24 protein-coding genes are annotated in these 23526 nt (G+C 73.4%); 10 read left to right on the top strand and 14 right to left on the bottom strand.

From position 1 onward, the window contains the following. Positions 1-959: 959 nt before the first annotated feature. Together AGRA3207_RS10520 and AGRA3207_RS10515 are read left to right on the top strand one after the other, a co-directional pair. The gene (locus tag AGRA3207_RS10520; RefSeq protein ID WP_231334398.1) at positions 960-1427 is read left to right on the top strand and encodes a hypothetical protein; all 468 of its coding nucleotides are present in this window, start codon (positions 960-962) and stop codon (positions 1425-1427) included. 1 nt (position 1428) lies between these two features. After that, positions 1429-2349: a sugar-binding domain-containing protein gene (locus AGRA3207_RS10515; RefSeq protein ID WP_231334397.1), complete on the top strand. Its 921-nt coding sequence runs from the start codon at positions 1429-1431 to the stop codon at positions 2347-2349. Between the two features lie 27 nt (positions 2350-2376). On the opposite strand, the gene AGRA3207_RS10510 is transcribed toward AGRA3207_RS10515, so the two are convergent. Genes AGRA3207_RS10510 through AGRA3207_RS10500 form a run of 3 tightly spaced genes read right to left on the bottom strand, consistent with a single transcriptional unit; the run spans position 2377 to position 5169 of the window. Then, a complete protein-coding gene (locus AGRA3207_RS10510) occupies positions 2377-3372 on the bottom strand; it encodes an acetate and sugar kinases/Hsc70/actin family protein (RefSeq protein ID WP_231334396.1) in 996 nt (331 codons plus the stop codon). 22 nt (positions 3373-3394) lie between these two features. Continuing rightward, on the bottom strand, positions 3395-4294 hold the full coding sequence (locus AGRA3207_RS10505; RefSeq protein ID WP_231334395.1) for a transketolase family protein: 900 nt from the start codon (positions 4292-4294) through the stop codon (positions 3395-3397). Further along, positions 4291-5169 carry a 1-deoxy-D-xylulose-5-phosphate synthase N-terminal domain-containing protein gene (locus AGRA3207_RS10500; RefSeq protein ID WP_231334394.1) on the bottom strand — a complete coding sequence of 293 codons (879 nt, stop codon included), beginning with the start codon at positions 5167-5169 and terminating at the stop codon, positions 4291-4293. The genes AGRA3207_RS10505 and AGRA3207_RS10500 overlap by 4 nt, the downstream gene beginning before the upstream one ends. A 402-nt stretch (positions 5170-5571) precedes the next feature. Between AGRA3207_RS10500 and AGRA3207_RS10495 the strand changes: the two genes are divergently transcribed. Continuing rightward, positions 5572-6480: an amidohydrolase family protein gene (locus AGRA3207_RS10495; protein ID WP_231334393.1), complete on the top strand. Its 909-nt coding sequence runs from the start codon at positions 5572-5574 to the stop codon at positions 6478-6480. A gap of 35 nt (positions 6481-6515) precedes the next feature. After that, positions 6516-7265: an RraA family protein gene (locus AGRA3207_RS10490; RefSeq protein WP_231334392.1), complete on the top strand. Its 750-nt coding sequence runs from the start codon at positions 6516-6518 to the stop codon at positions 7263-7265. A gap of 64 nt (positions 7266-7329) precedes the next feature. Here AGRA3207_RS10490 and AGRA3207_RS10485 read toward each other — a convergent pair whose 3' ends face one another. Beyond that, a complete protein-coding gene (locus AGRA3207_RS10485) occupies positions 7330-7893 on the bottom strand; it encodes a hypothetical protein (RefSeq protein WP_231334391.1) in 564 nt (187 codons plus the stop codon). Further along, the gene (locus AGRA3207_RS10480; protein WP_231334390.1) at positions 7890-8222 is read right to left on the bottom strand and encodes a CU044_2847 family protein; all 333 of its coding nucleotides are present in this window, start codon (positions 8220-8222) and stop codon (positions 7890-7892) included. Before AGRA3207_RS10480 ends, AGRA3207_RS10485 begins: the two co-directional genes overlap by 4 nt. Before the next feature lie 244 nt (positions 8223-8466). Between AGRA3207_RS10480 and AGRA3207_RS10475 the strand changes: the two genes are divergently transcribed. Continuing rightward, positions 8467-8676, top strand: coding sequence for a hypothetical protein (locus tag AGRA3207_RS10475; RefSeq protein WP_231334389.1), 210 nt, complete (start codon positions 8467-8469; stop codon positions 8674-8676). Between the two features lie 7 nt (positions 8677-8683). On the opposite strand, the gene AGRA3207_RS10470 is transcribed toward AGRA3207_RS10475, so the two are convergent. After that, positions 8684-9754 carry an isoaspartyl peptidase/L-asparaginase family protein gene (locus tag AGRA3207_RS10470; protein ID WP_231334388.1) on the bottom strand — a complete coding sequence of 357 codons (1071 nt, stop codon included), beginning with the start codon at positions 9752-9754 and terminating at the stop codon, positions 8684-8686. A gap of 191 nt (positions 9755-9945) precedes the next feature. Between AGRA3207_RS10470 and AGRA3207_RS10465 the strand changes: the two genes are divergently transcribed. Both AGRA3207_RS10465 and AGRA3207_RS10460 read left to right on the top strand, forming a co-directional pair. Then, entirely contained in the window at positions 9946-10683 is a 738-nt protein-coding gene (locus AGRA3207_RS10465; RefSeq protein WP_231334387.1) for a hypothetical protein, read from the top strand. 4 nt (positions 10684-10687) lie between these two features. Further along, complete coding sequence (locus tag AGRA3207_RS10460) at positions 10688-11578, top strand: hypothetical protein (protein ID WP_231334386.1); 891 nt, start codon at positions 10688-10690, stop codon at positions 11576-11578. A gap of 34 nt (positions 11579-11612) precedes the next feature. Here AGRA3207_RS10460 and AGRA3207_RS10455 read toward each other — a convergent pair whose 3' ends face one another. Then, positions 11613-11966 carry a YciI family protein gene (locus AGRA3207_RS10455; RefSeq protein WP_231334385.1) on the bottom strand — a complete coding sequence of 118 codons (354 nt, stop codon included), beginning with the start codon at positions 11964-11966 and terminating at the stop codon, positions 11613-11615. Between the two features lie 180 nt (positions 11967-12146). Between AGRA3207_RS10455 and AGRA3207_RS10450 the strand changes: the two genes are divergently transcribed. Beyond that, positions 12147-13061, top strand: a complete 915-nt coding sequence (locus AGRA3207_RS10450) for a TIGR03619 family F420-dependent LLM class oxidoreductase (RefSeq protein ID WP_231334384.1) — start codon at positions 12147-12149, stop codon at positions 13059-13061. Positions 13062-13104: 43 nt separating this feature from the next. Here the strand turns inward: AGRA3207_RS10450 and AGRA3207_RS10445 are convergent, their stop codons facing one another. Continuing rightward, positions 13105-13995 (bottom strand): MBL fold metallo-hydrolase, encoded by an 891-nt coding sequence (locus AGRA3207_RS10445; RefSeq protein WP_231334383.1) that lies wholly within the window; start codon positions 13993-13995, stop codon positions 13105-13107. Positions 13996-14235: 240 nt separating this feature from the next. Between AGRA3207_RS10445 and AGRA3207_RS10440 the strand changes: the two genes are divergently transcribed. Beyond that, complete coding sequence (locus AGRA3207_RS10440) at positions 14236-16788, top strand: glycosyltransferase family 2 protein (protein WP_231334382.1); 2553 nt, start codon at positions 14236-14238, stop codon at positions 16786-16788. 137 nt (positions 16789-16925) lie between these two features. After that, positions 16926-17405, top strand: a complete 480-nt coding sequence (locus AGRA3207_RS10435; RefSeq protein ID WP_231334381.1) for an MSMEG_6728 family protein — start codon at positions 16926-16928, stop codon at positions 17403-17405. A gap of 29 nt (positions 17406-17434) precedes the next feature. On the opposite strand, the gene AGRA3207_RS10430 is transcribed toward AGRA3207_RS10435, so the two are convergent. The 6 genes from AGRA3207_RS10430 to AGRA3207_RS10405 all read right to left on the bottom strand — a co-directional run bounded on the left by AGRA3207_RS10430 (position 17435) and on the right by AGRA3207_RS10405 (position 23362). Continuing rightward, positions 17435-18544 carry an NAD(P)-dependent alcohol dehydrogenase gene (locus AGRA3207_RS10430; RefSeq protein WP_231334380.1) on the bottom strand — a complete coding sequence of 370 codons (1110 nt, stop codon included), beginning with the start codon at positions 18542-18544 and terminating at the stop codon, positions 17435-17437. A 108-nt stretch (positions 18545-18652) separates the two neighbouring features. After that, entirely contained in the window at positions 18653-19537 is an 885-nt protein-coding gene (locus AGRA3207_RS10425; RefSeq protein WP_231334379.1) for a LysR family transcriptional regulator, read from the bottom strand. A gap of 67 nt (positions 19538-19604) precedes the next feature. Then, entirely contained in the window at positions 19605-20786 is a 1182-nt protein-coding gene (locus AGRA3207_RS10420) for a cytochrome P450 (protein ID WP_231334378.1), read from the bottom strand. Continuing rightward, complete coding sequence (locus tag AGRA3207_RS10415; RefSeq protein WP_231334377.1) at positions 20771-21631, bottom strand: TauD/TfdA dioxygenase family protein; 861 nt, start codon at positions 21629-21631, stop codon at positions 20771-20773. The genes AGRA3207_RS10420 and AGRA3207_RS10415 overlap by 16 nt, the downstream gene beginning before the upstream one ends. Continuing rightward, complete coding sequence (locus AGRA3207_RS10410) at positions 21618-22619, bottom strand: pyridoxal-phosphate dependent enzyme (protein WP_231334376.1); 1002 nt, start codon at positions 22617-22619, stop codon at positions 21618-21620. Before AGRA3207_RS10410 ends, AGRA3207_RS10415 begins: the two co-directional genes overlap by 14 nt. After that, positions 22616-23362 (bottom strand): GNAT family N-acetyltransferase, encoded by a 747-nt coding sequence (locus AGRA3207_RS10405; protein WP_231334375.1) that lies wholly within the window; start codon positions 23360-23362, stop codon positions 22616-22618. Before AGRA3207_RS10405 ends, AGRA3207_RS10410 begins: the two co-directional genes overlap by 4 nt. Between the last annotated feature and the right edge of the window lie 164 nt (positions 23363-23526).

Here is a 23526-nt window from a genome sequence, read left to right as displayed (position 1 = left end):
GGTCCCCGGGGGACGCCGGAGAAGCCGCCCGCCCGGCACGGAGCGTCACGGAGAGCAGGGCCGTCCCGCCGTCCGGGTGATCGCCGGGACGCGGGACCGCCCTCCTCCGGCACCGCCGCCGGAGAGGCCCGCGAGCGGGCCGAGGGCGAGGGGACCCGGCCGCTCCGCGAGATTCTCATCGACGACCGGCTCGTCCCATGACGCCCGTGAATTGCCTAATCGCCCGGCGTCCGAGAATTGATTTCGACGTGCCGTGGAATGGATTGCGCAAATGGGTTCGGCGGGTCGTTGTCACCGGTCCAAGGAGCGCGGTGTCGCGGCGGCCGCCGGGTGGCTCGCGGCGTGTCCTGGGACGGGCCTGGCCGTTACCGGCCGCACCCCGTACGGCCACCATCTCGCAGGGGCCGGTGAGCGCCAGGCGGGCCGTAGCGCACCGGGCGGGACCGCCGCCGGAGCGCGGCCGATTCGACGACGAGCCGATCATGCTCCGCCTCCCACGCAGCCGGCCCCGGCAACGCTCCGTGGACGTGTCGCCGTCGCGATCCGATGTCAGAGAAGCCGTCTGACGTGCCCGCGATGCCGCTCCCTGACCTGCGGCTGACTCTCCGGCCTCGCGCGTGCGGCGGATGTGGCCCAGAGGTACCCGTGCGTCCAACGAGCCGGCGCGGCCGTCCTCCTCCACGGCCATCACCGTGGAGAAGGCCGCCCCCAGGTGTCGGAGACGGCCGTGCTTCCGCCGGTGATTCAGGTCCTGGAACCTCGATGTGCGGGGCACCATGACGGTCGCGCGAGGATAGGCTGTCCCGGGAAGGAGCCTTATACTGACCGTCATGCCGAGCCGGAACAGGTTAAGCGCGCGGCCTTCACTCTTTTCGGTCGTGATCTGCGATCTCTGTCCACGGTCTGCGACGAGGGCGACGCGCCGGGCTCGCGCATGTTGGGGGTTGTGAGCACACGCAATGGGTTCGCTGGATTTCGCCGCCGCGTCCGGCATTGAATGGGGCGCGGTCAGCGGGTGGTTCTCGGGAGCGGCGACAACCGTCGCGGTCATCGTCGCGCTGACCTTCTCGCTGCGGTCGGAGCGGATGCAGAGGAATACGCAGTACGCCTCCGTCCACGCGTGGGTCGAACTCACACCGGGCCCCGGGCGGACGGGGACCCTCTGGCTCACCAACCACACCGAGTACCCCATTTACGAATGGGCGATAACGGTGTCGTGGACCGATGAGAAGGGTGCGGAGGCCCAGGCCGAGACCGGCTCGGCCGAGCACGGCCTGCTGCCTCCCGGGCGCCACAGCTTCACGTTCGACGGTGCCCACCTGGTGCTGCCGAGCAACGACGCCCTGGTACGGGTACGGCTGGAGTTTCGCGATGCGCAGGGCCGACGCCTGCGTCGGCTGCCGAGCGGGAAGCTGGAGAAGTTCTGAGATGAGTCAGCCCACCTTCAGGCCGGGTTCGGGGTGGCGCGGCCCGCGGCCGGGGCCGCCCGCGGCCGGGCCGCCCGCGGCGCAGCCGCCGGCGCAGGCGGACGCGCCGCTGGAGCTGCCCGACATCCAGGCGGCACTGGCCGCGAAGTACGCGCTGCGCGATCTCGTGGTCGTCACGGCGGCCTCGGGCGACGAGCTGTACCAGAACCTGGGCGCGGGCGCCGCGATGTATTTCCGCGGTCATGTCGAGCGCAATTTCCGGGTGGGATTCTCCTGCGCCAACACCATCCACACGATGGTGCGGAACATCGAGCCGTTCCGGCTGGCGATGGACGCCTTTCCCATCTCGTTCAACGTGGTGCCCGAGCTGACCAGCGTGATGTCGTCGTACGCGGCACTGATCGAGCTTTGGCAGCGCAATCCGGAATGCCGTGCCCACGCGGTCAACTTCCCCTCGTTCTTCGCGACGGAGAGCGAGCGCTCGGCCTTCGAGAACCGGCCCGACGTGCGCACCATCATGGGGCAGGTCCGCGACGTCAACATGGCCTTCTACAGTTGCGGGTCGTTCGGCCCGGGTTCGTCCTACGGGGTCGTCAAGGAATACGTCAACCGGTTCATCGACCCGGCCTTCGACCCCAACCAGCTGTACGAGGCCGGAGCCTGCGGAGAGGTCAACTGGCATCCGTACGCGATCGACGGCCGGATCATGACGCATCCGGTCCCGTACTCGTTCGGGTTCATCGACCTCGCGGCGTTCCGGGAGCTGTCCGGCCGGCCGGACCGGCACATGGTCCTCGTGGCCGGGGGCACCCAGAAGGTGCAGCCGATCGTCGGGGCGCTGCGCGGCGGGTTCCTGAACGTCCTGATCACCGACGAGCGGACGCTGCGGTCGGTCGCCGAGGCGGACGCCGCGCTGATCTGAGCCGCGGCCTGCCCGACGACGCGGTCCTCAGGGGCGCGAGCCCCCGGCCTGCGCCGCCCGCTCGGCGATGATCAGCGCTCCGGCGCTCGACGTGAGCGTGCCGTCCATGAGGACGTCGAACCCGGCGGCGGTGAGGTCCGCGGCCAGCCCGGGGGTGGCGTTCCCTCCGCAGAGGACGATGGGGGCGCCGGACGTCTCGTCCTCACCGAAGGCCCCGGCGACGACCTCCCCGGGGGACGGGGAGGCCGCCGCCGACCAGGCGAGCGGCGGGGCGTCCAGGCCCTGGACCCGCCGCGCGAAATGGGGATCGACCAGTTCGGCGTACCCGCACCGCACCGGCGACTCCAGGCCGAGGCGCGGCGGTGCCTCGGGGCCGCCTCCGATCATGCAGGCGAGGGCCGTCCCGCATTCGGCGACGCGCAGCGGCCAGGCGCCGGCCGAGGCGCAGGCGCGTGCCGTGGCCTCGTGGTCCCCGAGCACCGGGAGGCAGATCCCGCCGGTGACGAGCGGTTCGGTGAGCACGTCGGGCAACTGGCCCGGCGGGATCCGGGCCTCGGCGCACACGCGCTCGTCCCAGGAGCCGGCGGTGGTGTCCCAGGCGCCCGTGAGCCAGGCGAGGCTCTCCGCGCAGGCCGGCCTGCCCGTCAGGCGTTCCGCCAGCCAGACGTCGAACGTCTGGAACCGGCCGGATCGCAGGCGGACCGAGTCCGCCCAGCGGTGGATGGGCGCCAGCGGGTTCAGGACGTCGAGCCGCCCGCCCGTCTCCACCCGGACGACCGGCTCCGGAGGGCTCGACCGGGCGAGCACGAGGGTGCGGTCGTCGACGACCAGCGCGCGGCGGAAGGCGGAGAGCCCCACCACGCCGGGCGGCGCGTCCCTCAGCAGGCGGTCGACCACCCTCATGATCTCGATCGGCGCGGACGGGGTCGGCGCCACCCGCTCGGTGACGATCCCGCCGGACCCGGCCCGCCGGGACAGCTTGATCGTGGACGTCCCGATGTCAAGGCCCACGACACCGGGCATCAGAGGGCCCCTCGACCACGCATCAGAGGGCTCCCTCGACCACGTCCAGGATCCCGGCGGCCGACAGGCCGGCGATCTCGTACAGCCGGGACGCGTCGTCGCTCCCCAGCGGCCAGGGCGCGCCGATGCTCCGGTGGACCCGCGCGCCCGGCAGCAGCGATCCGGCCATTCTGCCGATCCCCGAGAGCGCGGAGTGGTCCTCGACCGTCAGGACGACCCGGGCCGTCACGCCGAGCGGCTCGGCGGGGAACCGCCCCAGGTGGAAGGCACAGGCGTGCACGCCCTTCGACAACAGGCCCTCGACCGCGTCGCAGGCGATGTTCCAGGTGACGCCGTGGCTGAGGACCGCCACGTCCAGCGGGCCCTCCAGGCCGTAGGAGGCGGAGAAGCCCGTGCTTCCGGCGCGCTCCCTCCCGCCCGGCCGGTTCCCGGCGGGCGGCACCCACTTGCCGAGCCGGACGTAGTACTGCCCCGGCGTGGCGACGCAGTACCTCAGCGCGTCGACCGCTTCGGGGACCGAGCGGGGGGAGAAGCAGGCCACCCGTTCCACGGAACCGAAGACGCCCAGGTCATCGGTGCACTGATGGGTCCCCCCGTTCGGGCCCGCCGACAGTCCGCTGTGCGAGCCCACCAGGACGACGTGGAGGTCGTCGTGGACGGCCAGATGCCTGAACACCTCCACCGCGCGCAGGGCGAAGGACGCGAAGGTGACCGCCACCGCGGGGCGGCCCGTCGCGGAGAGGCCCCCGGCGGCGGCCACCAGCATCTGCTCGGCGACCCCGACGTTCAGGAAGCGGTCCGCCCGCCTTTCGGAGAAGCCGACGAGACCGAGCGGGGTGGCGAGGTCCGCGGTGACGACGTAGGGGCAGTCCGGGTCGTCGACGACGCCTGCCAGGTACTCCGCGATCGCCGTGCTCGTCATCGGTCTCCACCGTGCCCGTTTCCACCGTGCCCATCTCCCACGTCGCCGGAGACGCTGTCGATGAGGATGCGCGCGTCGGCGTCGGAGATGCGCTCGCCGTAGAGCTCGGGGCCCTTCCGGTAGGCGGCGGGCAGCCCCGCACAGCGCCGGGTGCGCGCGACGACGGCCACCGGTCCCGAGTGCCCGCCGTGCTCCAGCGCCCGCCCGATGTCGCCGGTGTCGTGGCCGTCGGCGCCGACGACATCGAGCCCGACCGCGCGGAGCAGCGGGGCCGGGTCCGGGCCCACCGGGCCGTCCGTCTGCCATCCGTTGTGGTCGACCAGGACCGTGAGCAGCCGCGTCCTCTCACGTGCCGCCAGGCGGAGCGCCTCGAAGCTCAGGCCCGCCTGGAGCTCCCCGTCGGACACGATCGTGATCACGCGCCGCGAGCCGCCCTCCCGCGCGAGGCCGATGGCCCGTCCCACGCTCCAGGCCAGCCCGATGCCCAGCGAACCCGTGGAAACCGGGATATGCGGAAGCGAATGCCGGGACGGGTGCCCCTCATAGGGCCCCGGCATTCGCCGGAGACGCCCCTGCAACGGCGGCATTTCAGGGGAGAGGACGCTCAGCGCCGCATAGTAGGCCGGTGCCGCATGACCTTTGCTGAGAACGATGTCGGCGCTTGGCCGTCCGGTCTTCTGGTCCCATGTGCGCCACAGTGCCGTGCAAATAAGGTCCAATGCGGACAGCGCGGAGCAGATGTGCCCGCTGCGCCGTTCCACGATCGCCGCGACGAGACGGCGCCGGGTCTCGTCGGCGAACTCCGCGTAGGTCAACCGCCCTGGGTCCCCGTCGTCGCGGGCGGTGCCGGCGGGAGGCCGTTCCGGCGGACGCATCGGCCACCTCCGGCAAGAATTCCCGTGCCATTGTTATTGACAGGCGCCCCGCGCGGTCGTATTTGCGGCCCATGGGCATCCGAGACGAGCGAAAGCACCTAGGGAGCCTCGCAGGCACACCAGTTCCAGTCAAGTGCTGATAAGGCTTGTGTGCATAGATACGCGGTCACCGGTATGGCGGCCGGTCCGCTGTTCGATTTCACACGCCGATCGTGGAACGGCCCCGTTCGCGATTGCCCGCCGATCCGGTTTCGCGCCGTCCCGCCGATCGGCGACCCGTCCTTTCGGGACGGTGCGGAGCCCCTGCCCGCCGCCCGCCCGTCCCCTTGACCCCCGATGCCCGGTCATGCACACTCTCGTCAACTGACGCACAGCTGTGCGTCAGTTGAACCGAGGTGCTCGATGACGTCCCGCCCTGCCGTCCCTCCACCCTCCCTCCGGGCCGCCGCCCCGCCGCACCCGGACCCCAAGGTCCCCGCCCTGCGGCTGCCGCCGGGCAGCTGCGACGCGCACTGCCACATCTTCGGTCCCGGCGACGTCTTCCCCTACCCGGAGGACAGGGCGTACGACGCTCCCGACGTCACCAAGGAGGACCTCAGGCGCCGACACGACCTGCTGGGAGTGGACCGTGCCATCATCGTCCAGTCCGCCGCGCACGGCACCGACCACGCGGCGCTGCTGGACGCCCTGCGCTCCGACCCCGGCAGGTACCGGGGCGTCGCGCTGGTCACCCCGCGCACTACGCCCGCCGAGATCGCCGGGCTGCACCAGGCGGGGGTGCGCGGCGTCCGCCTCCAGTTCATGCCGCACCTGGGCCCCGGTCCCACCCCCGCCGAGCTGCGCGCGGTCCTCGACCTCGTCCGGCCCTACGGCTGGCACGTGGCGTTCCACATCGCGGGCGACGCTGTCGTCGACATGTCCGGGACGCTCCGCTCCACCGGGCTGCCCGCGGTGATCGACCACATGGCGCGGGTCGACCTCCGCGCCGGCCTGGAGGGCGCGCAGGTGCGCGCGCTGCGCAGGCTGCTGGACACCGGTGACGTGTGGGTCAAGCTCAGCGCGCCCGAGCGTCTGTCGTCCGGGGGCCCGCCGTACGCCGACGCGCTGGAGCTGGCGCGCGCACTCGCCGCGCAGGCGCCCGAACGCTGCCTGTGGGGCACCGACTTCCCGCACCCCAACGTGCGCGAGATGCCCGACGACGGCGTGCTGGTCGACCTGATCGAGCGGATCGTCCCGGACGAGGCGGCCCGGCACCGGATCCTCGTCGCCAACCCCGCCGAGCTGGTCGGCTTCCCCTTGGCGGGCCGGTGACCGGCGCGGCCCCGCCTCCCGGGGAGCGGCCGTCCATGCTGCCTCCGCGTGGCACGGTCCACACCCGGGCGCCGCGGCCGCGGGACGACGTCCTGCGGGCCTACGGCGGGCTGGCGGTGGCGTCCGTCCACGAGGCGATGGGGCAGCGCAACCTGCTGCGCGGGCCCCGTCCCCTGGCGCCCGGCACGCGGGCCGTCGGACGGGCGGTCACCGCACTGGACCTGAGCGGCAGCAACCTGACCCTCCACGCGATGCTGGAGGTCGCCGGACCCGGGGACTTCCTGGTGTGGACGTCCCAGCACGGGCCGGTGGACTCGGCCGTGTGGGGCGCGAACGTCAGCGAGTCGGCCGCGGCGCGCGGGCTGGCGGGTGCGGTGATCGAGGGGCACGCCCGCGACATCGCCGGCATCGAGCGGATCGGGTTCCCGCTGTGGGCACTCGGCGTGACCCCGGCCGCCACCGGCAAGACCCGCGTGGGCTGGGGCAACGTCCCCGTGGTGTGCTGCGGTGCGTACGTGCGGCCCGGCGACGTCATCGTCGCCGACGCCGACGGCGTGGCGGTGGTGCCGCTGGAGGACGCGGCGCGGGTCGCCGAGGGCGCCGCCTCCCGGGACCTGCGCGAGACCACCACCCTGACCCCGCGCGTGCGCGCCGGGGAGTCCCTGTTCGCGGTACGCGACTGGAGCGGCAACTTCCCCGCGGACGGCGGGCGCTTCGTCGACGCCGCCTGGGACCGGCCCGCCTCGCGGGAGGCCGGAGCCGCCGACACGGAGAACGGAGGGTAGATGAAGGCGGCCCGGCACGGAGGCCGCATCGCGGTCGAGGGCGGACGGCGGACGGCGCGGGCGGTCACCGGCGGGGGCGGCGTGGCGGCCTGTCCTCACCGAGGGCGCGCCGGAGCCTGCCGAGGGTCTCCTCGTCGAACCCGGCGTCGGCGAACATCCCGGCGAGCGTGACGGTGAGCAGCCGCTCCCCGGCGCCGGGGCCGTACAGCGCCAGCGCGGCGCCGAGCAGGGGGGCGGGCGGCAACGTCGCGCCGGCACCGACGACCCGGTCGAACTCCTCGGGCGACAGCGCGGGGCCGTAGCAGGCGGCGAGGAGACCGGTCAGCTGCCTGACCTGCACGTCCCCGCGTCCTGGGTGGACGGCCGCGAGCTGGTCGGCGAGGTAGCCGTGGTGCCGCAGGGCGGGCTCCGCCTCCGCCCCGTCCTTCCGCCGCTGGAGCTCCGCGCACACCGGCCCGATGAGCCACCGCTCCGCGGGCGGCTCGGCCGCGGCCTCGACCAGGTCCCGGGCGGGCATCCGCGTGATCACGTCGCCGAGGCGGCTCGGGCCCCGGTGGTGGGCCAGGATGCCCGCCCCGACCTGGCCGCCGGCCTCGACGCGGACACGCCACCGCAGGTCCCCGGTCACGCCCCCGGCGCCTCGTCTTTCGCCCAGCGCAACGTCACCTTGAGGTGGCCCTCGGCGGCGGCCTTCGCCAGCACGGCGCCCGCCTCCGCGTTCAGCTTCAGCCCGAACTCGATCTCGATCTCGTCGGGGCGCAGGGCGTCGTCGCGGAAGACCGTGAGCGCCGAGGCCGCGGAGTCGCGGAAGGTCTTCAGCGCCTCCTCGAACCGCACGTTCACCACCCGCGCGACCTCACCCGGGTTCCGCACCACCGGCGCGAAGCCGACCATCTCGTCGTCCCCCTCGACGACGATCGTCCCGGAGTCGGTGTCCCACCGCTGGAGCTCGGTCACCTGAGTATCCCCGTCCCCGGCCGGCATGGCCGCTGCTCAATGTTGAGAACCCCCTCCGAAAGGGGGGACCCTAACAAGCGAAGAGAGACCGAGTGTCCCAAATGCGTAGCCGGAAGGTGCCGTCCAGGCGCATGTCGGCGGACGGTCCGGGCGGCCGTTTCCGGCCGCCCGGACGGGATGAAAGGGCAAAAGGGGGGTAAAGGGCCCGTCAGTCGATCGGGCTTGAGGTTGAGGAGTGAGGACGATGGGCTTGTTGGACCGGTTCACACGCGGCCGTTCGCCCCGCCGTGCCCGCCACGCCGCCGCGGCGCGTGAGCGGAAACGCACCCCGAGCTTCCGGGAGATGCGCGCCCGGCTGCGGACCGAGCAGGCCGAGAGCAGGCTCCTGGAGACCGAGACCCAGATCCACGCGGAGGCCGCCCGGATGCGCCTGCGGCTGCGTCCCCGCCGGTAGCCGCCGCCTAGCCGGCCGGGGTCTCGTCGTCGTAGAGCCTGGTCGTGACCGTGCCGTCCTCGGTCACGTAGCCGTTGATGATCCCCTTGGTGCTGTGCGGTGACGCGAGCGTCCCGCCGGTGTCCAGGGCGATCACGCCGCCGGTCGCGCCGAGCGCGGTGATCTTCTGGTTGACGACCGTCGCGGCGGCCCTGGCCACGGGCACGCGCGCGTATTCCATGAGGGCCGAGACGTCGTGCGCCGCGACGCCGCGGATGAAGACCTCGCCGGTCCCGGTGCTGGAGACGGCCACGGTGCGGTTGTCGGCGTACGTCCCGGCGCCGATGACCGGGGTGTCGCCGACCCGGCCGGCCTGCTTGTTGGTCAGGCCACCCGTGGACGTCGCGGCGGCCACGTTGCGCGAGCCGTCGACGGCGACCGCCCCGACCGTCCCGCCGCTCTCGGACCGGGCGCCGTCCGCCCGGAGGCCGCGCTTGGCCTCCAGGAGCTGGTCCCACCGGCGCTGCGTCCAGAAGTAGTCCTGGGTCGTATAGGGCACGCCGTTGCGCAGGGCGAAATCGTCGGCGCCCTTGCCCGCCATGAAGACGTGCGGCGACTTCTCCATCACCAGCCGGGCGAGGGAGACCGGGTTCCTGGTGTGGTGCACTCCGGCCACCGCGCCCGATCTGAGGTCCTTGCCGTTCATGATGGAGGCGTCCAGCTCGTGCTCGGCGTCGGTGTTGAACACCGCGCCCTTGCCCGCGTTGAAGTTCGGGTCGTCCTCCAGGACGTTGACCGCCCGCTCGACCGCGTCGAGCACGGGCCTGCCCTCCTTGAGCAGGGCGTATCCGGTCCGGAGCGCCTTGGTCAGCCCGTCGCGGTAGGACTTCTCCTGCTCGGGCGTCAGGCTGCCGCGCGGCAGCGAGCCCGCGCCCCCGTGGACCGCCAGGACGACGTCGTGCACGCCGGGCCCCGGCGGGGCCTGGACGCGGGCCGGGGCGCGCACGGCGGCGCCCGCGGCGAGCTGGGAGCCGGACAGGCCGGTGACCAGCGCGGCGAGGCCGGCGGCGATCAGGTAGGCGCGTGGGCGGGACGGCATCGGGACCTCCTCGGTGGATGACCATGGTCGTCGTCCCCTTGGCCGCCCCGGACCACACCCGCAATTCCTGACAAACCGGACACTTATCACGTTCGACGGACATCGCTCTGGTCCGGTTTGCGGTCGTTGTTACGGGAAATCATCGAAGGCGCACTCGCTGTGCGGGCCTGTGTCGAGTTGGGGGGCGAGCCATGGGTTTCTGGCGGAAGTGCGCGCTCGGTGGCGCGGCCGTGCTGCTCTGCACCGCCGGGTGCGGGGGAGGGGAGGGCAAGCCGTCGGCGACGCGGCTGCCGATGCAGTCGAGCGGGCTGGACGTCGGCGGGGACGTGCAGCCCAAGGCGACGGACACGATCAAGACCCGGATCACCGACACGCAGGCGAAGCAGATCACCGCCGCGTGCCGCGACGCGGTCGAGATCACCGACACGAGCCAGGACGCGTGCGGCCGCGCCATCAAGGACGGCTTCGGCAACGGCGATCCCTGTGTCCAGGGGGAGGCGTGCCTGATCGCGGACAACGGGGTGTCCAAGACCAAGGCGGCCGGATCCGCGGAGTCCTCCGAGACCAAGGGGACCGCGCTCAGGAAGCGGCAGGGCCTGGCCGGGAAGGTGACCATCACCGACGAGTCCTGCAGGGTCGGCCCCAGCGATGTGTGCATGCGGGTCGGTGTGGCCTCGAAGGAACTGTGGCAGGAGCTGAAGACCACCGCCGCCCGGGCTTCCGAGTCGCCTGGGAGCGAGACGTCCCGTCCGTCCGAGGAACCGACGTCCGAGCCGGGCACGCCGTCGGGCGGCGTCGACTCCGAGACGCCGGAGACTCCGACGCAGTCGGAGCCGTCGGACGAGGGGCCGTCGGACGGGGACGACGGGGACACGCCTCCGGGCAACGCGCCCCCGGACGACGCGCCGGGCTCGGACGGGAGCTCCTGACCCGGTGGCCGCCGAGCCGGCCGGACCCTCCGGTGACGACAACGCGTTCGGTCGGCTGATCGGTGTGGCCGGGCGCGTCCTGGCGTCCACCGGCGTGCTGACCGCGATCCTGTACTACTTCGGGTACGTGCGGGAGCAGGCGCTCTTCGACTACTTCGGTGTGGACCTCGGCGCCGTCGGCTTCTCGACGACCGACTACCTGGTGCTGAGCGCGGGACCGGTGTTCTCGCCGCTGGCCTCGCTCGCCGTGTTCAGCGTGGGCCTGCTCATCGCCCACCACCTGGTCCTCCAGCTGATGAAGAGGGCGGGGCGCCGGTGGCGGCAGGCCGTGTGCGCGTCCCTCGCCGTCGTGGGCTTCGGCATGCTCACGCTCGGCGCCATCAGCCTGCACCGCCTGGGCGACGCCCTCACCGGCCCCTACCTCTCGCCCGCGCTGCTCGGCGGCGGGACGGTGGTGCTGGAGTACGCCGCCGAGAGCGCGACGCGGTACGGGCTGGTGCGGGCCGGCATGGCGGAGATCCTGGACGGGACCCGGGACCTGCGCCGCGCGCTGCTCGTCGCCCTCGCCCTCGTCGCGGCCTTCTGGGCGACGGCCAACGTCGCGCAGGAGCACGGCGTCGACGCCGCGCGCGCCGTCGAGCTGTCGCTGGCCGGCCGGTCGCAGGCGGTCGTGTACGCGCGCGAGCGCCTCCAGATCAGCGGGCCCGGGGTCGAGATGGTGCGCCTGCCGGGCAAGGACGCGGGTTTCCGCTACCGGTACAACGGCCTGCGGACGCTCGCGCATGTGGACGACCGCTGGTTCCTGCTCCCGGTCGGCTGGACGCACGACAACGGCGCGACGGTCATCCTGCTCCCGGACTCCAAGGAGGCGACGCGCGTGGACGTGGCCCCCTGACGGCGCGCGGGGACGGCGGCGCGGGGGGCGCCGCTCACATCTCCAGTCCGGCGGCCATCTCCAGTCCGGCGGAGTCCATCAGCGGCCGCACCTCGACGCAGCCGCGGCCGCGGGGGAGCAGGGCCGCGAGCTCCAAGGCCCGTTCCCGGCTGTCGCAGTCGAGGAGGTACTGCCCGTCCGCGTGGTCCGGCGCCCGGAGGTAGGGGCCCTCGGTCACCGACGCGACACCGCCCGCCGTCCGGACGACGGCGCTGGTGGACGGATCGGCGAACGCGTGCCCGCCGATCAGCTCACCCGCCTCCCGGCTCGCGCTCAGGAAGTCCTCGTGCCCGTGCTCGCCCCCGGGCGGCGCCGGGGGATCCAGGTAGAGGCTCAGCAGGAACTTCACGTCGTCTCCCTCACCGCATGGACGGCGCTCTGCGCGGCGCCCCTCGGAGACTGGTCGGAGCCGATGCCGCGATCCCGACATCGTCCCGGGCACCGGACCGCAAGAATCGCCCGGCGGCTCCGACCTGTCTTCGAAGGGACGCCGCACTGGCGGCCCCACGACAACCCACCGGAGAACGAGATGGACCTTCCCCGCATCGGCGTCACGCTGCCGAACTTCGGCCCCCACGCGGGCCCCGACTCCGTCGTCACCGTCGCGCGGGCGGCCGAGCGGCTCGGCTTCCACGCCGTGTCCGCCAGCGAGCGGCTGCTCATCCCCGTCGACCCGGGCTGGAGCAACGACGCCGGCCTGCCCGAGTCCCATGTGTGGGACACGCTGGAGCTGCTGACCTGGGCCGCCGCGCACACCCGGCGGATCCGCGTGACGACGGGCATCGTGAACGCGATCTTCCAGGCGCCGCTCGTCCTGGCCCGCAGGCTGGCCACCCTCGACCGGCTGTCCCGGGGACGGCTGGACGTCGGCGTCGGCCAGGGCGGCGGCACCCGGCAGCCGCCGTTCTACATCCCCGAGGAGTTCGTCGCGGCGGGGGTGCCCGCCGCGCGCAGGGGCGGCGGGTTCGTCGAGAACCTGGCGGCGATGCGGGCCTGCTGGGGGCCCGACCCCGTCGAGTTCGACGGCGAGCACTACCGGATCCCCCGGTCCATGGTCGGACCGAAGCCGTGGGGGACGACCATCCCCCTGTTCATCGGCGCGCTGACCCGCACCACCATCGAACGGGCGGCCCGCATCGGCGACGGCTTCATCACCGTCGCCGTCGACTGGGACGACACCCGGGGGCAGGTCCGCTGCTACCGGGACGCCGGCGGCACCGGCACGGTGCTGGTCTCCGTGATCGTCCAGGGTTCCGGTGACCGGATCACCGCCGCCGCCTTCACCGACGCGGTGCGGCGCGACCTCGACCGCGCCGCCGCGCTCGGCGCCGACGAGGTGCACCTCGCGCTGAACTTCCTGCCCGACCACCCCGACCGGCAGGTCGAGCTGCTGGAGGCGCTGGCGGACCAGGTCGGCCTGCCGGCCCGCGTGCCGGTGCCGTAGGGACGGCCCCGGGCGTGGGCTCGGGGGCCGCCGGCCCGTGCCGTCACCAGCGGTGGGCCGCGAAGTCGACCGGCCGCGGGCGGAGCCCGCGGGTGCGCTCGGCGAGCCCCCGGAGCCGCCGGGACATCTCCTCCGCGGGAAGCCTCCTGCGGTCACCGTGGCCGGGAAGCAGCCACTCGAAACGGAGCCGGCCGACGGTGCGGGACAACGAGGCGGCCAATTCCTCGATGGAATACCAGGTGACGTGCTCGGCGACCTCGATGTCCCCGGTGGTGCGCGACCAGTAAAGGCTGTCCCCGCTGAAACAATGGCGCTGGTCGGCGATGTAGAGCACGCTGCCCTCGGTGTGCCCGGGAAAGGGATGCGCCACGACGCCCGCGGCGACCTCGACGGCGTCCAGCCCGCGCAGGACACGGTCGGCGTCGGGCGCGGCGTCCAGGTCCCCCTCGTGGATCCACAGCCGGGCGCCGTAGTGGTCGGCGTAGACCCGGCCGTGCGCGGCGTGGTCCCGGTGGGTGAGCAGGACGTCGGTGACCGGGCCGAGCGCCGCCCACCGTCGGGCCAGTGACCTGCTCCAACGCGGTGTGTCGATCATGAGTGCGGACCCGTCCGGGCGGCGCAGCAGATAGGAGTTGGCGGCGGCGGTGCGCGGGGAGTTGTGGCCGCACAGGTGGACGCCGCCGTCCAGGGGCAGCGGGAACGGGTCCAGCGCCGGATCGAGCACCCCGGACGGCGGGCGGATCGAGCGGGTGTGGCACGCGTGCGCCGTCATGTGCAGGACGCGTTCCTCGGCCTCGTCGCGCGGCTGGCGGAGAAGGCGCGACCGGCCCTTCACCTCGCCTATCAACCCGGGGGCCAATTGCCGCGCGACATCGCAGTTGGTGCAGCGATCGTCCACGGACCAGCCGTTCTCCGCCGGGCTTTCCTCGCGCATGGGCGGATTCCTTTCAGGGCTTCCGGTGGTGGTCCTCTCAAGGGTCGTCCGCCGTCCCGGAAAGGGGAAGGGGTCGGCGATCTTGTAGTTCTCCCGGCACTTCCATCTCTCCGGAGGCCCCTGGACGGAACCGGGCGGAAGATCACGGCGGCGCGCGGTGTTGTCGATCATCGAGCCCGCCGCGGCCATCCAGGCGAGCCGGGGGACGTCCGACGCACGACGATCGCGAAGGTGGGTGCCGTGGCAACGGGACATCGGGTGAGCGCGGCCTCCGGCCGATCCGGGCGGCGCGCCGGGCACCGCCCCTCGCGCCGGACCGCCGGGAGCGGCGCCTCCTTATCGGCGTTCCTCCACGCCGTCGTCTTCGAGGCCGTCCTCGTGCACTTCGGCGCGGCCGGCTCGCGGGCCGGGTTCCTCCTGTGGCTGTGCGCCGTTGTGCTCCAGCTCGTCGTGGTCGCCCACACCGCCGCCACGTGGTGGACGACCCGGGGACGGCCCGCCACGGACGAGGTCACCGTGGGCGACTGGGACGGCGGGATCGACGTCTTCGTCACCGTGTACGGGGAGCCGCTCGGCGTCGTGCTCCCGGTCGTCCGCGCCGCCCGCGACATGGACCTCGCGCACCGCACCTGGGTCCTCGACGACGGCGGGAGCGCGAGGCTGCGCGAGGCGTGCGACCGCGAGGGGGTCGGCTACCTCCACCGTCCCACCCGGGAGAACGGGAAGGCGGGCAACGTCAACCACGCCCTCGCCCGCACCCGCGGCGAGCTGGTGGCGATCTTCGACGCCGACCACCGTCCCGACCGCGGCTTCCTGCGCCGTACCGTCGGGCACTTCGCGGACGGGCGGCTGGCGTTCGTGCAGACCCCGCAGAGCTACGGCCCGAGCAGTTCCGGCGCAGGGGAGCGACCCACCGTGCCCGACAAGAACTGGTCGCTGGCCGCGCGAGGCGCCCGCGAGGCGCAGGACGCGTTCTACCGCCATGTCATGCCGGGGAAGGCCGCGCAGGACACCGCGATCTGCGTGGGCACCAACGTGGTGTTCCGGCGCGCGGCGCTCGACCGGATCGGCGGTCTCCACACGGGAAGCCAGTCCGAGGACGTGCACACCTCGCTCCGGCTGCACGCCCTCGGCCTGCGGTCGCTCTACCTTCCGGAGGTCCTGGCCCGGGGGCTGCCGCCCGCGGACTGGGCGGCGTACCTGCGGCAGCAGCGGCGCTGGGCCCGCGGGGCGTTCGAGATCCTCCTGGACCGCCGGCTCTGGGGCCGCGGCGGGCCGGCCCTCCGGCAGCGGCTCCAGTACGGGCTGCTGGGGACGCACTACCTCGCCTCGATCATCGTCCTGCTCATGGCGCTGCTGCCGAGCGCGCACCTGCTGGCGGGCGTGTCCCCGGTCGCGGCGCCACCGGGGGTCCTGCTCGGGCTCGTCGCGAGCGCGGCGGTGACGGCGGCGGCCGCGAACAGGGCGCAGAACGGGACGTACGGCCTGGCCGCGGCCGTCACGCACGCGGTCTCCAGCCCGGCCTGCGTCCTGGGCCTCCTGGAGGCCGTGGCGGGCCGCCGCTCCCGCTGGGCGCCCACGCACGGGGCGGCGCCGGGGCCGTCCGGGGCCGGGGACGCCGCGGTCCGCGGTGGGATCGTGGCCGTCAACCTCGCGGCCGTGGTCGCCGGCACCGCGGCCGTCGCGGCCCGGCTCGGGCACACCGGCGCGGCCGCCGCGCTCGGCCTGCCCGCCGCCCGGGACGTGTGGGTCGCCTTGCCGGTGGCGTGGTGCCTGGCGATGGCGCTGACCCTGCTCCTCCCGCCGGGCCGTTCCGGGGGGAGTGGAGGGTCGTCCCCCCACAAGAGACCGGCCCGGGTGCTCGGCCTCACTCCGCCCGCCCTGCCGCTGCGCTGGTCCGGCGCGGTGATCGCGTGCGCGGGCGTGGTGCTGGCGGCGGACGTCGCCGAGCGGGTCTCCTCGCCGCTGCCGCCCGCGCCCCGTCCCACGTCGGCGGCGGTCTGGCGCGACGACTTCACCGGACGGGCCGGCGCGCCGCCGGACGCGCGGCACTGGGTGCTCGCCACCGGCCACAACTACCCGGGCGGGCCGCCGGACTGGGGGACCGGCGAGATCCAGGAGTACGTCCGGTCCCCGCGGAACGCGCGGCTGGACGGCGACGGGCATCTCGTGATCACCGCCACGGCCGGGCGGGACGGGACGTACCGGTCCGCGCGGCTGGAGACGCGGCGCAGCGACCACCGCCCGCCGGAGGGCGGCACGCTGCGGATCCAGGCCAGGGTGCGGCTCCCCTCGGCGCGCGGGTCGTGGGCGACGTTCTGGGCGCTCGGCCGCTCGTACCGCGCGGACCTGCGGTGGCCCGCCTCGGGCGAGATCGACGTGCTCGAGTACCGGGGGACGCGGCCCGGCGAGGTGTACGGCGTCGCGCACTGCCCGGACTGCGGCGAACCGCACGGCAGGCGGGCGGCCCACCGGGCCCCGCAGAGCCTCGCGGGCGGGTTCCACACCTACACCGTGGACCGGCACAGCGACCCGGACCCGTCCCATCAGAGGGCCGACCGGATCGACTGGTACGTCGACGGGCGGCGTTTCCACTCGGTCACCCGCGCCGAGCTCGGCGAACGCGCCTGGGTGTTCGACCAGCCGGTCTTCGTGCTGCTGAACCTCGCGGTCGGCGGGGACTGGCCGGGCGCCCCGGAGCCGGCGGACTACCCGTCCGCGATGACGGTCGACTACGTGGAGATCAGGACCTGCCTCCGGGAGTGCCCGCCGCATCCACCCGGCGGCGGTTGATCGTCAGGCGCTCGGCGGGTGACCACCCGCGATCAGCGGGTAACCCCGGAGAGAGGCGCCCGCAAAGGGGACACGAAGGGGGGCGCCGACGAGGCGCGGGCCGCGCGGGCATGAGGGGCGAACAGGGGGCGAGGGCGGTGCAGACCTTCCTTCCGCACGCGGACTTCGCCGCCACGGCCGGCGTCCTCGACCGGCGGAGGCTCGGCAAGCAGCGTGTCGAGGCGCTCCAGGTGCTGCGCGGGCTGACCGTGCCGGGTTACGGCTGGCGGCGCCATCCGGCGGTGCGGATGTGGGCCGGGTACGAGGAGGCGCTGGTCCGCTACGGGCTGGAGATCTGCCGCACCTGGTGCGATCTCGGGCATGGCGACACGTGCGCCGCGTCGCTGACGTCCGGGCTGTCCGCGGCGACGGGCATCGGGCGGCCGCGCGACCAGGAGCGGCTCGCCGCCGCCGCGGAGCTGCCCCCGTGGCTGGGTGATCCGGCGCTGCACCTCAGCCACCGCTCCGCCCTCGTCCGCAAGGATCCCGGGTACTACGGCCCGCTCTTCCCCGGTGTGCCGCCTGATCTGCCCTACGTCTGGCCCCGCTCCGACCGCGAGGCGGCCGAAGACGGGTGACGGCCGAGGGCTGTGACGGCCGGACGGGTTCAGGACCGGCGCGGCATGCGCAGGACGGGCTTGATGACCTCACCGGCGTAGGAGCGGTCCAGGGCGGTCTGGACGTCGGCGAAGTCGAAGTACTCCACGAGCCGGTCGAACGGGAAGCGGCCCTGGGCGTAGAGGTCCATGACGCAGGTGATCAGCTCCTCGCTGCGCCCGCCGCCGCCCAGCACGCCGACGATCCGCTTGCCCCAGAGGGTCGAGAGGTGGTCCAGGGTGAACTCGGCGGCGGCCGGCGCGCCGCCGATGAGGACGCAGGTGCCGAGCATGCCCACCGAGTCCGCGGCCTGGCGGACGACGCTGATCACGCCGGTGCACTCCAGCGCGTAGTCGGCGGGCCCGCCGCACAGGTCGTGGACGGCCTCCACGACGTCGATCCCGGTGGCGTCCACGGTGTCGGTGGCGCCGAGCTCGCGGGCCAGCTCCAGCCGGGACGCGTGCCGGTCGACGGCGATGATCCGGGTGGCGGCCGAGTTGCGCGCGGCCATGATCGCCGCCAGCCCGACCGTGCCGGTCCCGAACACCACGATCCGGTCCCCGGGACGGGGGCGGACGGTGGTGAAGACCGCCCCGGCGCCGGTGGAGATCCCGCACGCCAGCGGCCCCATCAGCTCCAGCGGCATGCCGTCCGGCACCCGCACCAGCGCGGCGGCGGCCGCCAGCGAGTGCGTCGCGAACGAGGACTGGCCGAAGAAGTGGCTGGAGACGGGGGTCCCGTCCAGGCGGTGCAGGGCCGTCCCGCCGTCGAGGCGGCCGCCGCCGGTCAGCGCCGCGCCGAGCCGCAGGCAGTAGCGGGGCTCCCCGGCCCGGCAGTTGCGGCACGTCCCGCACGAGGGCCAGCCGATGACGACCGGGTCGCCCTCGGTGAAGCCGGTGACGCCGGGCCCGACCGCGGCGACGGTGCCGGCGCCCTCGTGGCCGAGGACGCCGGGCAGGGGGAAGGGCAGGTCGCCGTGGCGGGCGAGCCCGTCGGTGTGGCAGATGCCGGTGGCGGCGAGCTCGACCAGGACCTCGCCTGGGCCGGGGTCGTCCAGTTCGAGTTCGGTGAGGGTAAACGGCGCGTCCAGGCCCTCGACCAGGGCCGCTGTGATCCGCATGGCTGGACGATACAGGTGGTGACGTGGTGGAGGACACGCCGGGCAGCGCCTTCGTGGTGCCCGACGACCATGAGGAGCCGAATCCGTCGTGGATCCGCGCTCCCGGCGCTAAGAGCGCCGGGAGCGCAGCAGCGACACGGCGACGTCCCGGAACCGCCGGGCGGCCATCGGCAGATAGGCGTCCTCGCGCCACACCATCGTCAGGACGCGCGCGCAACCGGGCGCGTCGACGTGCAGCCACGCCACCGGGCCGCCCGCGGCCGCCCGCCGCGCCGTCACCGGGATGAGCCCGATGCCGAGGCCCGCGCTGACGAGGTCCTGGATCGCGCCGGTCTCGTCCCCCTCACAGGTGATCTTCGGCTTCGTCCCGGTGCCCGTGAACAGCCGTTCGAGCAGTGTCCGCTGCCAGTGCCCGGGACGGGTGGTGACGAACGGCTCCTCCGTGACGTCCCCGATGCCGACCCGCTCGCGCCCGGCGAGCGGATGCGCGAGCGGGACCGCCAGCAGAACCTCCTCGCGCAGCAGCTCCACCGAGCGCAGCGAGGGTCCGGCCAGCCGCTGGGAGGCGACGCACAGGTCCACCTCGCGGTCGGCGAGCTGCCGCACCATCGCGTCCGCGTCGGCCTGCCGCAGCCGGACGCTCACCTCCGGATACTCCGCCGAGAAGCGCGACAGCGGGCCCGTGAGGGTGAGCAGCGTCTCCGCGGCCACCGAGACGCTGCCGTTCTCCAGGCCCGCCTCGTCCGAGAGCTCCTGGCGCGCCTCGTCCAGCTCGACCAGGGCCCGGTCCACCCGTTTCAGGAACGCCGACCCGAACCGGTTGAGCCGCACCTGCCGGCCCTGCCGGTCGAACAGCGGGACGCCGAGCTCCCGCTCCAGCCGGGCGATCGTGCGGCTCATCGACGGCTGGCCCACGTGCATCTCCTCGGCGGCGCGGCTGAGGTGCTCCCGGCGCGCGACCGCCTGGAAGTAGCGCAGTTGCAGCAGATCCATGCCGCCCCCTCACATCCACCGGGGATCGGTTCACCGCGGAGGCCGTCCCGGTCGCCGGCCGCCGGTCTCAGCCGCGGTTCGCGGCGGGTGTTCTCCAGCTGATTCGCATCCGGAGCGCCGTTGGACTACGGAAGATGGGATTCGGCAGATAGTCGATCTCCTCGGCCGCCGGCCGGAGGAGCGTGGTCTCGGCCAGCAGGACCTCCAGCAGCAGGCGGCTCTGCGTCCGCACCAGGGACGAGCCCAGGCAGGTGTGCGGGCCGTGGCCGAAGGTGAGGTGGCCGGTGGCGTCCGTCCGCCCCGGGTCCAGGGCGACCGGATCGGGCCACCGGGCCGGGTCGAGGTTCGCCGACCCGAACAGCACCAGGACCCGCGCGCCCGCGGCGATGGGGACGCCGTTGATCTCGCAGTCGCGGGTCGCCCTCCGGTACAGGCCCTGGAGGGGGTTCTCCAGGCGGAGGGTCTCCTCGACGAACCCGGGGATCTCGCCGGGGTGGGCGCGGAGCCGGTCGGCGAGCGCGGGGGAGCGGGCGAGGGCGTGCGCGGCGCTGGTCAGGTAGGCGGTGGTGGTGAAGTTCCCGGCGACGAGGAGGTCGATGACGAAGCGGGCGGCGTCGTCCGGCGGGATGCCCGACCGCGCGATGACGGCCAGGACGCCGTGGCGCGCGTCCTTCAGGCGGCGGGCGAGCCGCGCCGCGAGCGGGCGCCCCGGCGGGACGATCCGATCCGGGTCGAACTCCCGCACCCCCACCGTGGCGACCACCAGCTCCTGCGACCATCGCAGCAGGTCGGGCAGGTCCTCGTCGGGCAGGCCGAGGACCCGCATGATCGCGGAGATCGGCAGCGGGATCGCGATGCCGCCGACGAAGTCGATCTCCTGCCGGGGCCGCAGCCCGTCCACCAGCCGCCGGCAGATCTCCCTGATCGCCGGTTCGTGCTCGGCGACGCGCCGGGGGGTGAACGCCCGGTTGACGATCGCCCGGCGGCGGGCGTGCTCGGGGTCGCCCAAGGTCAGCAGGTAGGGCAGATAGTTGGACATCTCGGTCTCGGGGCCCGGGGCCGGGGCGCCCAGCGCGTTGTCGGACGAGAACGCCTCCGCGTCCAGCACGACGCGGAGCACGTCGTCGTGGGCGCTGACCACCCAGGCGTCCATGGCCGCGGAGAAGTGCACCCCCCGCTGACGGGCCCGGTCGTAGACCCCCGCGGGGCAGGCGAGGGCGGCGGGGTTGCCGCTCAGGACGTCGTCCATCGGCCCTCCTCGCCCCGCAGGATGTTCATCCGGTACATCAGCCGCTCGTGCGGGTGGTAGTCGGCGACGGCGTAGTGCTGGAGGCAGCGGTTGTCCCAGATCAGGAGATCGCCGGGCTGCCACCGGTGCCGGTAGACGAACTCGTTCGTCTCGATGTGCCGGTAGAGGAAGTCGAGGATGGCGCGGCCCTCCGCCGCCGACAGGCCGTCGATGGAGGTGACGTAGGGCGCGGAGATGTAGAGCGCCTTCCTCTTGGTCTCCGGGTGCGTCCTGATGATCGGATGGTGCACGGCCTTTCCGCCGCCGAACCTCTCGTCGACCTCGATGGACTTTTTCTTGAGCATCTCGCCCAGTTCGGGGTAGTCCTCGCCGAACGCCTTCTTGGCGTCGTGGGTCGCGGTCAGCCGGCCGAGCATCTCCTGCATCGGCGGGGACAGCTTCTCGTAGGCCAGGTACATGTTGGAGAAAAGGGTGTCGCCGCCGATCGCGGGCGTCGTCTTCGCGTACAGGACGGTGCCGAGGGGCGGGTCGGGCCATCCGCTGTTGTCGGTGTGCCAGGTGTTCAGGCCGGGGGGATTGTCCGCGTCATTGTGCAGGCGCATGCATTCGGGGTAACCCTCGACCGTCATCGGCAGCAGGTGCTCGTGCACCAGCAGGTCGCCGAACCGGCGGGAGAAGCGCTTCTGGTCCTCGATCGACAGCGTCTGGCCGGGGAAGACGAGGACGCTGTGCCGGTGGAACGCCTCCCTGATCTCCTCCCACTGCCGCTCGGTCAGTTCCTGGGAGAGGTCGACGTCGGTCACCCGGGCACCGAGCGCGGGGCTGACCGGTTCAACGGTGGGCATGGTTCGGCTCCTCCTGGGAGGCGTCGCTGAGGACGCCCAGTAGATTCGGGAGATCGATCGTCGCGCCGCTGACGACGGCGCACGGAGAGGTCCAGTGGCAGGCGCCGGAGTACTTGCGCGCCGCCGCGAGGGCGGCGGCCCCGGCGCCCTCGGCCAGCATCTTGTCGTCGAGGAGCAGCGAGCCCAGCGCCTCGGCGACCTCCTGCGGCGTCACGGTGAGGACGCCCGCGATCACGTCCTTGACCCGGTGGAACTGCTGCGGGAGGACGAAGCTGGCGCCGATGCCGTCCACGAACGACGAGCGGTACTCCACCTCGACGGGCCGCCCCGCCTCCAGCGAGGCGGACAGCGGCGCCCCCGTGGTGATCTCGACGGCGTAGACGCCGACGCCCTGCCCGGCGAACAGCGTGGCGAGACTGTAGGTCAGGTTGCCGCCGCCGTAGGGGACCAGGACCGCGTCGACCGAGGGCAGGTCCTCGGATATCTCCAGCCCGATCGTGCCGTTCCCCTGCGTCACGAAATCGTCCGTCTCACAGGAAAGGAAGAACCCCGCGAAATCGGGGTGCTCGCCGTTCACCATCGTGTGGCGCCACGTCTCATAGGGGACGCGGACGATCCGTGTGCGCGGGTTGTGCGTGATGATCCCCGCCATTTTCGCGGGCGCGATCCGCTCGGGGACGATGACCGTGTAGTCCAGCGAAAGGCGGGCCGTCGCGTACGCCAGCGCCTGGGCGAAGTTCCCCGAGCTGCACGTCACCACCCCGTGCGCCCTCATCCGCGACCACACGTCGGGATGGAAGCGCCTGTAGCCGAGGAGGCCGCTCAGCGCCCCGCGCAGCTTGAACGACCCGGTGAGCTGGAGGTTCTCGCACTTGAGGTGGACGTCGCCCCCGCCCGCCGTCCGGACGAGGGGCGTCCGGCGGATGTGCGGGGAGATCATCTGATGGACGGTGGCCACCAGCGAGGACACCGGCGCGTGCAGGGTCATGGCTCCACCACCGCGACCTCGTAGCGGAAGTCCCGGGTCAGGCCGATCCTTCGCGCCACCGCCACGCTCGCCGCGTTGCCGGCCAGGCACGACAGCACCGGGCGCAGGCCGTGCTCCGCGCCGTACCCGATGATCTGGGCGCTCATGGCGGCGTACAGGTTCCGCCGCCGGTAGTGCGGGTGGGTGAACCCGCCCAGCTCGACCAGCCCTCCGCCGACGACCCCGTGCCCCTCGGCCGCGACCCGCCCGTCCTGGACCAGGCAGAAGCCGTACCCGTGCTTCACGTAGCCTTCGGCGGACCCGAAGATCGACAGGACCATGTCCCGCCAGTTCAGCTTCTCGAACAGCCGCTCGTCGATCCTGACCAGCTCGAACCCCTCGGGCGGCGCGGGCGCGGCCCCGCCGGGCTCGGCACGGCTGAACTGGATGCGCTCGGCTTTGCCGAAGCCGGCCGCCGGGGCGACCCCCTGGTCCGCCGGATAGACCAGCGTGACGGGCGGACGGTCACGCAGCAGCGCGTAGATCCCGTCCATCAGATCCGTCGTGAGGTCCCCGGCGGCGAAGCAGAAGTGCGACCGGGTGGCGATGAGGCACGCCGACACCTCGTCGCCCTCGTGCCGCGCCCACGCCCTCGCGGGGATCCTGCCCTCCAGGGCGGCGTGGACGAAGGCCAGGTTGGGATAGGAGGGTCCGAACAAGGGAGCGAGCGTCGCGTACCGGTCCGGGCTCACCGGGTCCAACATCGGGTCCCCCTGGCGGCCGGTGTGCGCCGGGAGCACGGCACGGTGACGCGCGGGGCGCGGCACCGGGGCTCCGGCGGAGCGCTCTTGCCTGACTTGCATCGATCAGTCACCCGTGCAGCATGGGAGCCTCCGTCCCGGCGTCGTCCCGGCCCGGTCCTCGTCCG

Source organism: Actinomadura graeca, from assembly GCF_019175365.1.
GTDB lineage: Bacteria > Actinomycetota > Actinomycetes > Streptosporangiales > Streptosporangiaceae > Spirillospora > Spirillospora graeca.
Note: the sequence above shows the minus strand (reverse complement) of the source record. Positions and strands in the feature narration are given on the sequence as shown.